The 14343-nt window shown below is 54.1% G+C and carries 4 protein-coding genes; all 4 read right to left on the bottom strand.

Annotation, left to right across the window (positions count from 1 at the left end; translation table 11 throughout):
- Positions 1 to 53 precede the first annotated feature (53 nt).
- The 4 genes from HQ393_RS13965 to HQ393_RS13950 all read right to left on the bottom strand — a co-directional run bounded on the left by HQ393_RS13965 (position 54) and on the right by HQ393_RS13950 (position 14334).
- Positions 54 to 644 (bottom strand): Maf family protein, encoded by a 591-nt coding sequence (locus HQ393_RS13965; RefSeq protein WP_179355755.1) that lies wholly within the window; start codon positions 642 to 644, stop codon positions 54 to 56.
- The gene (gene rlmH, locus HQ393_RS13960; RefSeq protein ID WP_179355754.1) at positions 644 to 1114 is read right to left on the bottom strand and encodes a 23S rRNA (pseudouridine(1915)-N(3))-methyltransferase RlmH; all 471 of its coding nucleotides are present in this window, start codon (positions 1112 to 1114) and stop codon (positions 644 to 646) included. Before rlmH ends, HQ393_RS13965 begins: the two co-directional genes overlap by 1 nt.
- A 114-nt stretch (positions 1115 to 1228) precedes the next feature.
- Positions 1229 to 3046 carry a TolC family outer membrane protein gene (locus HQ393_RS13955; protein WP_179355753.1) on the bottom strand — a complete coding sequence of 606 codons (1818 nt, stop codon included), beginning with the start codon at positions 3044 to 3046 and terminating at the stop codon, positions 1229 to 1231.
- A 1502-nt stretch (positions 3047 to 4548) separates the two neighbouring features.
- Complete coding sequence (locus HQ393_RS13950; RefSeq protein WP_179355752.1) at positions 4549 to 14334, bottom strand: retention module-containing protein; 9786 nt, start codon at positions 14332 to 14334, stop codon at positions 4549 to 4551.
- Positions 14335 to 14343 lie beyond the last annotated feature (9 nt).

The following is a 14343-nucleotide window of genomic DNA, read 5'->3' as shown; positions in this document are numbered from 1 at the left end:
GAAGAAATTAATACTTTAAAAGGCTTTCATGGCTATACATTGCCATGTATAGCTTAATCAGCCATAAAACCAAGGCCTTGTTTGGCAATCAGTTGCGCGGTTTCAAAAAGCGGCAAGCCCATCACCCCGGTGTAACTACCTTCCAAATTGGCGACAAACAAACCGCCGACGCCTTGAATACCATACGCACCGGCTTTATCCATTGGCTCGCCGCTGGCCACATAGGCGGCGATTTGCGCCGGGCTCAAGGTCGCAAACGTCACGCGGCTGACATTGAGCATCGTCTCAACGCCATTTTCGGTGCGCAGCGCCAAGCTAGTCAGCACTTCGTGCGTCGTACCTGAGAGTTTGCCCAGCATCGCCGTCGCGTCAGCGGCATCAAGCGGCTTGCCTAAAATTTCATCCCCCAGCACCACCGAGGTGTCGGACGCCAACACCGGCTTGAGCGCCAGCCCCATATCCAGCAAATGCCGCCAACCTGATTCGGCCTTTTCAACCGCCATGCGAATCACATACTCGCGCGGGTTTTCATTCGGCAACGGGGTTTCATCTATCGGCGCAGCGATGCGCTCGAAAATCACACCCGTTTGGGCGAGTAATTCTTTGCGGCGTGGGCTGCCGGAAGCCAGATAGAGTTGAGTCATTATTCGCGATGGTAGGGATGATTATTCAAAATAGAAACAGCACGATAGAGCTGCTCGGCCAGCATCACGCGCACCATGCCGTGCGGTAAAGTCATCGCCGATAGTTGCAATAACTGATCCGCACGTTGCTTGATTTTCGGGTCGAGCCCGTCGGTGCCGCCGATGATAAACACAGTTTCGCGGCCGTCGATTTGCCACTGCTTCATGTTTTCTGCCAGCTTCATCGTCGTCCAATTCGCGCCGCGCTCGTCCATCGCCAACACGCGAGCGTCATTCGGAATTGCGGCCAAAATGCGTTCGGCTTCTTCGGCCATGACTTGCTGCGGCGTGCGCGCGCTGATGCGTTTATCGGGCTTGAGTTCGGTTAGCGTCAGCGCAAAATCGCGCGGCATACGCTTGGCAAATTCGTTATAGCCCTCGGCAATCCAGTCGGGCATTTTGTGCCCAACAGCGATGATATTCAGTTTCATAAGCAGATCAATTCAAACAATTGCTGCGATGGTAACAGATTGCACCGCGGCAAATCAGCCGCAATAAAAACGGCCCGCCGATTGGGCGGGCCGCTGGGCGCACAATGGTTCAAATTACTCGGTGCGACCGCTCGTTACGCGCTCACGAATGATTTTCCATTTGCCGCTTTCTTGCTGCAATTCCAGCGTTTTTTGTACCGTGTCGCTGTAATTTTTAGATGTATAGACTTGGGTAAATGTCACTTCACCGCGATCTTTTCCATTCATTTTGCAAGTTTGATTGTCGAGCTTGAGCGTGATGCCGCCTTCTTTGCTCACTCGCGCACGACGTTTCGCTTCCCAATCGGCGCGGCTACGGCCACCACTGGCTTCAAATTTCTCGCTATAGAAGCTCAAATACGTGTCCATCATTTTGCCTGACCACGCATTCGACCAGTTCGCCACCAAATCAGTGACCGCTTTATCGCAGGTACCCGCAGGGGTTTCGGCTTTTACTTCCGGTACTGGCAATGGCGCACGCGGCGGACGCGCAGCCATCGCCGCTTCGCGGTCGAGCTTTACGCTTTCAATCATGACACCCGAGCAGGCGATTTTTTCGTCCTCGGTCACATTGTCACCCAGATTATCGTCCGGGCCGGTATTTTCTAGCGGCGACAATTGCAAAGCGGCCAGCAGTTGATGCGTTTGCGCTAAGACGCGCGCGCGCGAAAGTTGGAAATCGTACTCGCCACGCACCAGTGCATTGCGTGCTTCAAATAATTCGTTTTCAGTATCGAGTACATCAAGCAAAGAGCGCTGGCCAATATCAAACTGGCGGCGGAATGCGTCACGCGATTTTTCAGTCGAAAGGACGTGCTGATCGAGGTAACCGAGCTGCTCTTTCAAACGCGACACATCGTTCCATGCAATTTGCGTCGTTTGGCGAATATCGCGGCAAGTTTTATCGCGCATTTCATACGCAATATTGAGTTGCTGAGCGTATTGGCTAGCGCGCGCTGTCGTTGCGCCACCACGGAACAGGTTGTAATTCATCACCAACTGCACAACGCTGTCGTTGTAAGTGCCGTCGATGCCATCACGATTATTGCCGACATCTTGACGCGCGCGGAATTCAAATTGCGGGTAGTAATCGCTTTTCTTATTTTCAGCATCGGCACGCGCAGCGCGAATATTGTAAACCGCCGACTTAAATGCCGGATTAGCGGGTAAACGCTCTTTTAGCTCGGCTGTGTTTGTCGGCAACATTGGGCCAAAATCAGTCGGTTGACCCATCTCGACATCGGGCGGCATACCGGTCAATCGCTCGTAGCGCGCAGAGACGTCATGCAAATTGGAAGCTTGCGTCAGCCAATTGGATTCGGCCAATGCCAAACGGCCCGTGGCAGTTTCCAAGTCAACGCGGCGGCCGACACCGGCAGCAACGCGCTCAGCAATTTGGTCGTAAGTTTCTTTGTGCACAGCGTAGTTGTCTTTCGCCAGCCCCACCAATTCACGATAGCGCAGCACATCGAGATAGGCATTGATGGTTTCTAGCGCAGCCTGATCGCTTGCCGCCAGTAATTCGTAATAACGCGTCAACTTGCCGTAGCCCAAACGGCGTACTTCGGTTTGAGTTGCAAAGCCGTCAAACAGCATCTGGCGCAATTCAATGCTGGCGCCTGGATGAGAAAAGCCAGAGTTGCCCGAGTTATTCGGCTGCGCCGAATCGAGTCTTTCATAGCCAGCAAAAGCTTGTATATCAACACGTGGGTAGTAATTACTGCGCGCCACATCTTGCTCATCGCTTGATGCTTTGTAGCTGAGCCATTTGGCACGCACTTCGGGATTCTTTAATACTGTTTGCTCTACGGCATCTTTCATCGTGGTGGCAGCGAACGACAGGGGTGCCGTAGCCAACATCATGAACATCACCAATGGTTTCAATTTCATCATATGTACCCTAATTTTAACTAAGCTGGCTTTCTTATCTTATATTCGACATTTTAGTCGAGTCTTGCTGACTATTTTATCTGATTTATGCCAATATCGTCTTTCTATCGGCAAAACTACTTGGTTAACAATTTACCATTGCCATGTTGCAACCATTAAAGGCGCGGCAATTCAAAATTATGTGGCTCAGCCCCATTATGCTGGGCTTTTTTAGTGTTGCGCACTAATTCAAATTGGGGCTTCCAAAAACTAAGCCATCCGGCACAGCTTAAATATGGTGCAAAAGCGGCCAAAATGCTCGCGAAAATTTAGCCAGTTTTTAGAAGCGCAAAAAATCTACCTGACGCTGACAAGCCCAAACACATTAGCGATTACTTTAATCGTGCGCCTGCCGTTTACCGATGAGATGCATATCTGCTGCAGGCCGCCTTTTGGGCATCGCCGCTAAAAAACCATCGGTCAAGCCATAGAGAATTGCAAAGACTTTGCCATCAAAAAATACATTTCATTCAATGAGTTGGGGGTCCCCTAATGCCGCGCCTTTAATTTTGGATAATTTGATCCCCGACACCGCCCAGCCAGTCACCACCCCGATTTAGCCCCCGTATTTAGCTTCAATAACGGCATTTATGCTGGCGCTGGAAGCCTGCCTTCGGGCTCGATAGATCGTCTTACTCGCCGAAAAGACGTTTTACTTCGCACGCAAAGTGAAGCATTGAATTTTAAAGAGAAATTGCCATGTCGCTCTTTCGACAAGTCATGAATCATCATTATCAGCCTGACCGTTTGGGCTTTCCTCGTTGTACTGTATGACAGCACTTACAGCGTTCGAGATTTCTACAAACTCAGCTTTACGTCCAAAGCAATGACACAGCGGCACCCTTGGCTTTATCCCCGCATGCCAATTACTCGGCATGACAGGAATTAATCGCTTCAGCTCTATTCTAGGCATTTTGAATTAATGGCCGTTAAAAAAATACGAAAGGAATAACCAGCCAATTACGCAATTAGGAATTACCCTCGAAAGTACTCGATTGGTTTATTCAATAATTTCCAATAGAAGTCCAAACAGGATAAGTATTAATTATTACAGGCAGGCAACAAGCAGGAAAAGTAGAGTTACGCGCCCACTCATGTTTTGCATACAAATCAGGATGGGAAGGCGAAGGTCAATGACTAATTGGGATGATTTTAGGTCATTGGCGGACTGGTTTGTTGATGCAGTTTTTGCGCAAATACATCCGTCAGTGCCTTAGCACAAGTGGAAAGCAGCAAACCCAATTTACACTGGCGTGAACGTCTGCTCACGGCGATTGCTGCCCAGCAATTTTCTGACCATCGCCGCACAGGTGCGCACGCAAGCTGGGTCTTTCAGGCGTAACGGGTGCCATTAACAACACAAGCCAAGGGTATAACCTTCAAAGCCTTTATCTATAAAATCTACATAAACATACCCAACAAAAAGGCCAGCTCAATGAGCTGGCCTTTGCTTTGACTACCCGTGCTTAATCAGTAATGAGCTTACCATTTTTGAGCAGATCTTGAATGATGGCCTGATCATTACCCGCCGTGGTCAAATCCACGCCCTGCAAAGTGATGACCTGATCTTCTTTTGCCACCCAGTTACTACCACTGAACTCACCTTTGCTGCTGATATGAACAATGGTATCGCTGCCTGATTTTTCAAAATGCAGGTGATTTAGCAAATTACCAATATCGCCAGTCACGGCGGCATTGTGCGTTTCACCTTGCAATAGATCACGCAAATCAAGTGCATCGACATCACCCGCCACATTACCTGATTTAGCATTATTGAAATCCATCACAATGTCGCGCGCTGGCGTACCGACGCTACCCTGATCACCCAAAGTCCACTTAAAGACATCCGAGCCAGAGTCACCACGCAAGACATCATTGCCTGCGCCACCGATCAAGGTGTCATTACCCGCACCACCACGTAAGCCATCGACACCGGAATTGCCACGCAAGGTGTCATTGCCATCTGCGCCATAAGCCGTCAGATTACCGCCACCACCATACACAGTGTCATTGCCATGACCCATTACCACCGTATCAGTAATCGGCTGAACTGGGCTCATGATATTGGTGATACCAATGCCATCGGCATCAGTGATCACGTCTTTTTGCATGAAGTCGGTATTCAGTAATGTCGTTTGCGATGGCTGTCCTGTCGTAGCATTGGGTAAGGATGAGCCTGTGTAGACGGTGTTATTGCCATAGCTAACCCCAAGGTCAACATAGTCATTGCTATCGCTGGAATTCACAAACAAATCCGTCTGTAAAGTCACCGCAACCTGTTTGGTCACGCCCATACCCGGGCCAGCCCCCACATCAGCCCACTGACCATTCGGCAACATATACGTATTCAAGCTGATATTCAGAATCGCATTATTTCCGCCATTCTTCGACAGCATGAAGGTATCTACACCACCACCACCGTTAAAGTCGCCCAGATCGGTTACATTGAGACCAACCGTCGCCGTACTGTGATTACCGGCAGCATCGACCACATCGATCGTGTAATTGCTGCTGTTTTTCGCCGAAGCGCCCGTGTCGTCAAAATCGTTCATCGTGCTGGCAACGCCCGCCGCAGTCAGGCTGATCTTGCCGGCTGAATTGATGCTGTAGAAACCATCTTGGCTCGTGGCATTGATCGTGCCATTGCTCCACTTAAAGCCATAGCCCGTTACGCCGGTGTTGTCGCTGGCCACTACGCTACCCACAATCGCGCCTGTCGCTTGATTTTCGGCATAGCTAAACGTTTGATTCGCAATCGTCGGCGCCGTATCATCCAAATCCGTCACACTCAGCGTCACCGTAGCGGTACTGTGATTGCGTGCGGCATCCATTACATCAATCACATAATTGCTGCTATTTTTCGCCGAAGCCCCTGTGTCATCGAAATCATTCATCGTGCTGGCAATACCTGCCGCAGTCAGCGTGATCTTGCCTGTCGAATCAATTTTGTAGAAACCATCTTCACTGGTCGTCGCCACCGAACCGCTGGCCCACTTAAAGCCATAAGCCACCACGCCGACATTGTCACTCGCCACGACAGAGCCAACAACGGCACCAGTCGTTTGGTTTTCAGCGTACGTAAACGATTGGTTGGCGATAACTGGGGCAGTGTCGTCCAGATCCGTGACGCCAAGCGTGACGGTTGCACTGCTGTGGTTACCTGCGGCATCGACCACATCAACGGTGTAGCTGCTGCTGTTTTTAGCGCCCGCGCCGGTGTCGTCAAAGTCGTTCATCGTGCTGGCAACGCCCGCAGCGGTGAGGCTAATTTTGCCGGCGGCGTTGATGCTGTAGAAGCCATCTTCGCTCGTGGCGTTGATGCTGCCATTCGCCCACTTGAAGCCGTAACCTGTTACGCCAGTGTTATCGGTCGCGGTCACGCTGCCAACGATCGCGCCTGCGGTTTGGTTTTCAGCGTAGGTGAAGCTCTGGTTCGCAATGACAGGTGCAGTGTCGTCCAGATCCGTTACGCCCAGCGTCACAGTGGCTGAGCTGTGGTTACCCGCAGCATCGACCACATCAACGGTGTAGCTGCTGCTGTTTTTCGCCGAAGCGCCGGTGTCGTCAAAGTCGTTCATCGTGCTGGCCACGCCCGCAGCGGTGAGGCTGATCTTGCCGGCGGCGTTGATGCTGTAGAAGCCATCTTCACTCGTCGCGTTGATGCTGCCATTCGCCCACTTGAAGCCGTAACCTGTTACGCCAGTGTTGTCGGTCGCGGTCACGCTGCCAACGATCGCGCCTGCGGTTTGGTTTTCAGCGTAGGTAAAGCTCTGGTTCGCAATGACAGGTGCAGTGTCGTCCAGATCCGTTACGCCCAACGTGACGGTTGCTGAGCTGTGGTTGCCAGCAGCATCGACCACATCGACGGTGTAGCTGCTGCTGTTTTTAGCGCCAGCGCCAGTGTCATCAAAGTCGTTCATCGTGCTGGCCACGCCCGCAGCGGTCAGCGTAATTTTGCCGGCGGCGTTGATGCTGTAGAAGCCATCTTCACTGGTCGCATTGATGCTGCCATTCGCCCACTTGAAGCCGTAACCTGTTACGCCGGTGTTGTCGGTCGCGGTCACACTGCCGACGATTGCGCCGGTGGTTTGGTTTTCAGCGTAGGTGAAGCTCTGGTTCGCAATGACAGGTGCAGTGTCGTCCAGATCCGTGACGCCCAGCGTCACAGTTGCACTGCTGTGGTTACCTGCGGCATCGACCACATCAACGGTGTAGCTGCTGCTGTTTTTAGCGCCCGCACCAGTGTCGTCAAAGTCGTTCATCGTGCTGTCAACGCCCGCAGCGGTGAGGCTGATCTTGCCGGCGGCGTTGATGCTGTAGAAGCCATCTTCGCTCGTGGCGTTAATGCTGCCATTCGCCCACTTGAAGCCGTAACCTGTTACGCCGGTATTATCGGTCGCGGTCACGCTGCCAACGATTGCGCCTGCGGTTTGGTTTTCAGCGTAGGTGAAGGATTGGTTGGCAATCACTGGTGCAGTGTCATCCAGATCCGTTACGCCCAGCGTCACAGTTGCTGAGCTGTGGTTACCGGCTGCATCGACCACATCAACGGTGTAGCTGCTGCTGTTTTTAGCGCCAGCGCCGGTGTCATCAAAGTCGTTCATCGTGCTGGCCACACCGGCGGCGGTGAGGCTGATTTTGCCAGCGGCGTTGATGCTGTAGAAGCCATCTTCGCTGGTGGCGTTAATGCTGCCATTCGCCCACTTGAAGCCGTAACCCGTTACGCCAGTGTTGTCGCTGGCGGTCACGCTGCCAACGATTGCGCCCGTCGTTTGGTTTTCAGCGTAGGTGAAGGATTGGTTGGCAATGCTCGGCGGCGTTGCGTCGTTACCCACGTTGATCGTTAATTGCGCGGTATCGGTGCCACCATGACCATCGCTGATGGTGTAGTTCACCACGACTGGGCCAGTGACGTTGGTCGCGGGCGTAAAATTGATCGTGCCGTCGGCGTTGAGCGTGATCGTGCCCTTAGTCGTATCGGCCAGTTCAGCTTTAGTTACCGTGAGGGTATCGCCGTCAACGTCTTTGTCGTTGCCGAGTACATTCACATTCACCACGGGGGTATTGTAAGCCGTCGTCGTCACATCATTGATCGCATCCGGAGCGTCGTTGACTGGTGTGATGTCGATGTTGACCGTGCTGGTCACTTTGCCGCCGTGGCCGTCGTCAACCAGAACCGTGAAGCTGTCTTTGCCGTTGTAGTCTTGGCTTGGCGTGTAGGTGTACGAGCCGTCGGCTTTGAACACGACTGTGCCGTGCGTTGGCTGGCTGTTGAGCGTGTACGTCAGCGTGTCGCCGTCTTTGTCGGTGGCGATGACTTTGCCGCTCACTGCCGTGTCTTCTGGCGTGGTGTGGCTGTAGTTGCCGGTGGCTGGGTCGAAACTCTCACCAGGTACTTTTGGATCAACCGGTACAGGTGGATCGTTGACTGGTGTCACGTCGATATTGACCGTGCTGGTCACTTTACCGCCGTGGCCGTCGTCAACCAGAACCGTGAAGCTGTCTTTGCCGTTGTAGTCTTGACTTGGCGTGTAGGTGTAGCTGCCGTCAGCCTTGAATACGACGGTGCCGTGTGCTGGCTGGCTGTTCAGTGTGTACGTCAGCGTGTCGCCGTCTTTGTCGGTGGCTGTCACTTTGCCGCTCACTGCCGTGTCTTCTGGCGTGGTGTGGCTGTAGTTGCCGGAGGCTGGGTCGAACGTTTCACCGGGGACTTTTGGATCTACCGGTGTTGGGGTGTCGTTGACTGGCGTAACATCGAACGTCACTTTGTTTGGCACGGTGTCAAACGCACCTGAGCTGTCTTTGACGCTGAAGGTGAAGTTGGCGTAGTTGTTACCATTGGCGTCGGCAGCAGGTGTGAACACCAGTTTGCCGGCGTTCAGGTCAAGCACGCTGATTTCCTGACCGGCTGTCACCGCCGCGCCGTTGAGCGTCAGTTGACCATTGGCTGGCAGGCTGTCGATGCGGACGGCAGACAGCGTTTGACCTGCGTCGGCGTCGCTAAAGCCAAAGTCGCTGGCTTTAACGGTGACGTTGGTATCTTCTGCCAGCGTGAGCGTTTTGTCTGCGCCAGTCGGTGGCGTGTTGGCGCCCACGTTAATCGTCAGTTGGGCGGTATCTGTACCACCATGTCCATCGCTGATGGTGTAGTTCACCACGACTGGGCCGGTGACGTTGGTCGCGGGCGTGAAGTTGATCGTGCCGTCGGCGTTGAGCGTGACCGTACCTTTGGTGGTGTCAGCGAGTTCTGCTTTGGTCACTGTGAGGGTATCGCCGTCAACGTCTTTGTCGTTGCCGAGTACGTTCACATTCACCACCGGGGTATTGATGGCAGTGCTGGTGGTGTCGTTGATCGCATCGGGGGCGTCGTTGACTGGTGTGATGTCGATATTGACCGTGCTGGTCACTTTACCGCCGTGGCCATCGTCAACCAGAACGGTAAAGCTGTCTTTGCCGTTGTAGTCTTGGCCTGGCGTGTAGGTGTAGCTGCCGTCGGCTTTGAACACGACAGTGCCGTGCGTTGGCTGGCTGTTCAGTGTGTACGTCAGCGTGTCGCCATCTTTGTCGGTGGCGATGACTTTGCCGCTCACTGCCGTGTCTTCTGGCGTGGTGTGGCTGTAGTTGCCGGTGGCTGGATCGAACGTTTCACCCGGTACTTTTGGATCAACTGGAACAGGTGGATCGTTAACCGGTGTCACGTCGATATTCACCGTACTGGTCACTTTACCGCCGTGGCCGTCGTCAACCAGAACGGTAAAGCTGTCTTTGCCGTTGTAGTCAGCGCTTGGGGTGTAGGTGTACGAGCCGTCGGCTTTGAACACGACTGTGCCGTGCGTTGGCTGGCTGTTGAGCGTGTACGTCAGCGTGTCGCCGTCTTTGTCGGTGGCGATGACTTTGCCGCTCACTGCCGTGTCTTCTGGCGTGGTGTGGCTGTAGTTGCCGGTGGCTGGGTCGAAACTCTCACCAGGTACTTTTGGATCAACCGGTACAGGTGGATCGTTGACTGGTGTCACGTCGATATTGACCGTGCTGGTCACTTTACCGCCGTGGCCGTCGTCAACCAGAACCGTGAAGCTGTCTTTGCCGTTGTAGTCTTGACTTGGCGTGTAGGTGTAGCTGCCGTCAGCCTTGAATACGACGGTGCCGTGTGCTGGCTGGCTGTTCAGTGTGTACGTCAGCGTGTCGCCGTCTTTGTCGGTGGCTGTCACTTTGCCGCTCACTGCCGTGTCTTCTGGCGTGGTGTGGCTGTAGTTGCCGGAGGCTGGGTCGAACGTTTCACCGGGGACTTTTGGATCTACCGGTGTTGGGGTGTCGTTGACTGGCGTAACATCGAACGTCACTTTGTTTGGCACGGTGTCAAACGCACCTGAGCTGTCTTTGACGCTGAAGGTGAAGTTGGCGTAGTTGTTACCATTGGCGTCGGCAGCAGGTGTGAACACCAGTTTGCCGGCGTTCAGGTCAAGCACGCTGATTTCCTGACCGGCTGTCACCGCCGCGCCGTTGAGCGTCAGTTGACCATTGGCTGGCAGGCTGTCGATGCGGACGGCAGACAGCGTTTGACCTGCGTCGGCGTCGCTAAAGCCAAAGTCGCTGGCTTTAACGGTGACGTTGGTATCTTCTGCCAGCGTGAGCGTTTTGTCTGCGCCAGTCGGTGGCGTGTTGGCGCCCACGTTAATCGTCAGTTGGGCGGTATCTGTACCACCATGTCCATCGCTGATGGTGTAGTTCACCACGACTGGGCCGGTGACGTTGGTCGCGGGCGTGAAGTTGATCGTGCCGTCGGCGTTGAGCGTGACCGTACCTTTGGTGGTGTCAGCGAGTTCTGCTTTGGTCACTGTGAGGGTATCGCCGTCAACGTCTTTGTCGTTGCCGAGTACGTTCACATTCACCACCGGGGTATTGATGGCAGTGCTGGTGGTGTCGTTGATCGCATCGGGGGCGTCGTTGACTGGTGTGATGTCGATATTGACCGTGCTGGTCACTTTACCGCCGTGGCCATCGTCAACCAGAACGGTAAAGCTGTCTTTGCCGTTGTAGTCTTGGCCTGGCGTGTAGGTGTAGCTGCCGTCGGCTTTGAACACGACAGTGCCGTGCGTTGGCTGGCTGTTCAGTGTGTACGTCAGCGTGTCGCCATCTTTGTCGGTGGCGATGACTTTGCCGCTCACTGCCGTGTCTTCTGGCGTGGTGTGGCTGTAGTTGCCGGTGGCTGGATCGAACGTTTCACCCGGTACTTTTGGATCAACTGGAACAGGTGGATCGTTAACCGGTGTCACGTCGATATTCACCGTACTGGTCACTTTACCGCCGTGGCCGTCGTCAACCAGAACGGTAAAGCTGTCTTTGCCGTTGTAGTCAGCGCTTGGGGTGTAGGTGTACGAGCCGTCGGCTTTGAACACGACTGTGCCGTGCGTTGGCTGGCTGTTGAGCGTGTACGTCAGCGTGTCGCCGTCTTTGTCGGTGGCGATGACTTTGCCGCTCACTGCCGTGTCTTCTGGCGTGGTGTGGCTGTAGTTGCCGGTGGCTGGGTCGAAACTCTCACCAGGTACTTTTGGATCAACCGGTACAGGTGGATCGTTGACTGGTGTCACGTCGATATTGACCGTGCTGGTCACTTTACCGCCGTGGCCGTCGTCAACCAGAACCGTGAAGCTGTCTTTGCCGTTGTAGTCTTGACTTGGCGTGTAGGTGTAGCTGCCGTCAGCCTTGAATACGACGGTGCCGTGTGCTGGCTGGCTGTTCAGTGTGTACGTCAGCGTGTCGCCGTCTTTGTCGGTGGCTGTCACTTTGCCGCTCACTGCCGTGTCTTCTGGCGTGGTGTGGCTGTAGTTGCCGGAGGCTGGGTCGAACGTTTCACCGGGGACTTTTGGATCTACCGGTGTTGGGGTGTCGTTGACTGGCGTAACATCGAACGTCACTTTGTTTGGCACGGTGTCAAACGCACCTGAGCTGTCTTTGACGCTGAAGGTGAAGTTGGCGTAGTTGTTACCATTGGCGTCGGCAGCAGGTGTGAACACCAGTTTGCCGGCGTTCAGGTCAAGCACGCTGATTTCCTGACCGGCTGTCACCGCCGCGCCGTTGAGCGTCAGTTGACCATTGGCTGGCAGGCTGTCGATGCGGACGGCAGACAGCGTTTGACCTGCGTCGGCGTCGCTAAAGCCAAAGTCGCTGGCTTTAACGGTGACGTTGGTATCTTCTGCCAGCGTGAGCGTTTTGTCTGCGCCAGTCGGTGGCGTGTTGGCGCCCACGTTAATCGTCAGTTGGGCGGTATCTGTACCACCATGTCCATCGCTGATGGTGTAGTTCACCACGACTGGGCCGGTGACGTTGGTCGCGGGCGTGAAGTTGATCGTGCCGTCGGCGTTGAGCGTGACCGTACCTTTGGTGGTGTCAGCGAGTTCTGCTTTGGTCACTGTGAGGGTATCGCCGTCAACGTCTTTGTCGTTGCCGAGTACGTTCACATTCACCACCGGGGTATTGATGGCAGTGCTGGTGGTGTCGTTGATCGCATCGGGGGCGTCGTTGACTGGTGTGATGTCGATATTGACCGTGCTGGTCACTTTACCGCCGTGGCCATCGTCAACCAGAACGGTAAAGCTGTCTTTGCCGTTGTAGTCTTGGCCTGGCGTGTAGGTGTAGCTGCCGTCGGCTTTGAACACGACAGTGCCGTGCGTTGGCTGGCTGTTCAGTGTGTACGTCAGCGTGTCGCCATCTTTGTCGGTGGCGATGACTTTGCCGCTCACTGCCGTGTCTTCTGGCGTGGTGTGGCTGTAGTTGCCGGTGGCTGGATCGAACGTTTCACCCGGTACTTTTGGATCAACTGGAACAGGTGGATCGTTAACCGGTGTCACGTCGATATTCACCGTACTGGTCACTTTACCGCCGTGGCCGTCGTCAACCAGAACGGTAAAGCTGTCTTTGCCGTTGTAGTCAGCGCTTGGGGTGTAGGTGTACGAGCCGTCGGCTTTGAACACGACTGTGCCGTGCGTTGGCTGGCTGTTGAGCGTGTACGTCAGCGTGTCGCCGTCTTTGTCGGTGGCGATGACTTTGCCGCTCACTGCCGTGTCTTCTGGCGTGGTGTGGCTGTAGTTGCCGGTGGCTGGGTCGAAACTCTCGCCTGGGACTTTTGGATCAACCGGTACAGGTGGATCGTTGACTGGCGTTACGCCCACATTGACGGTAATTGTGTCTTTGCCGCCTTTGCCATCATCGACCAAAACCGTGAATGAATCTGGACCGTTGTAGTCTTTGTTTGGCGTATAAGTCCAGCCGCCGTTTGGATCGACCGTGACACTACCGTGGGCTGGGTCGCTGGTTTTGCTGAATGTCAGTGTATCGCCATCGGGATCTTTGGCGTCGAGCTTGCCGCTAACTGGGGTGTCTTCGGGTGTACTCACCGCCATATCGTTGCCCAATGGCTGGCCATTGGCATCAACCAAGACTGGCGGATCATTCACCGGTGTCACGCCGACATTGACGGTAATGGTGTCTTTGCCGCCCTTGCCGTCATCGACCAAGATCGTAAAGCTATCATTACCATTAAAGTCTTTGTTCGGCGTGTAAACCCAAGCGCCTTTGCCATCGACAGTCACTGTACCGTGCGCTGGGTCGCTCGATTTGCTGTAACTGAGCACATCGCCATCACTATCTTGGGCGATGGCTTGGCCGCGAACTGGCGTATCTTCTGGCGTCGTTGCTGATTGATTTTGTCCAACAGGCTGCTGGTTTTCAGGCAGCAAAACGACGGCAGCTGGATTGGCTGCGGGTTCGATGCTGTCATGAACTGGGTTAAGCTCGGTTTTAAATTCAAAGCTGACAGGATCGACGGCTTCGGCAATTCGCAATAAGCGGACAAAACCGTGACCATCTTCACCGCCAGCGCCCGCATTCAAACCGGCTGCAGTTGCATCTAATTCTTCGGAAAGGTCTTTGCCAGCATTGATGGCATTGATGATTTGATCGGCACTGCTGCCTGCATTAGCCACCAAGGCTTCGGTCGGATCCGTCGGCGCACTCGCTGTAACATCGCCATCGAGTAGCAAGTTGCGATCAGCGCCCAATTCCAGCACTTGGCCATTAGGCAAGAGCAAGGTCACATGGCCGGTACTGGAGGTGAAAATCACCTGGCCTTCTTGCAACACATCACCTGCAGCAACTGGGCTCACTTTACCGCTGGCATCGCGGATAAATGCCTCGCCTTCCACGACGGTGATTGCTTTGGCGCTGTTGCTGCTACCGATGATTGTTTCAGCCATGACCTACAC

This window comes from Chitinibacter bivalviorum, assembly GCF_013403565.1.
Lineage (GTDB): Bacteria > Pseudomonadota > Gammaproteobacteria > Burkholderiales > Chitinibacteraceae > Chitinibacter > Chitinibacter bivalviorum.
Note: the sequence above shows the minus strand (reverse complement) of the source record. Positions and strands in the feature narration are given on the sequence as shown.

Coding starts and splice junctions, on each gene's coding strand:
- HQ393_RS13950 (WP_179355752.1), bottom strand. CDS start 14,334: ATGGCTGAAACAATCATCGGTAGCAGCAACAGCGCCAAAGCAATCACC.
- rlmH (WP_179355754.1), bottom strand. CDS start 1,114: ATGAAACTGAATATCATCGCTGTTGGGCACAAAATGCCCGACTGGATT.
- HQ393_RS13965 (WP_179355755.1), bottom strand. CDS start 644: ATGACTCAACTCTATCTGGCTTCCGGCAGCCCACGCCGCAAAGAATTA.
- HQ393_RS13955 (WP_179355753.1), bottom strand. CDS start 3,046: ATGATGAAATTGAAACCATTGGTGATGTTCATGATGTTGGCTACGGCA.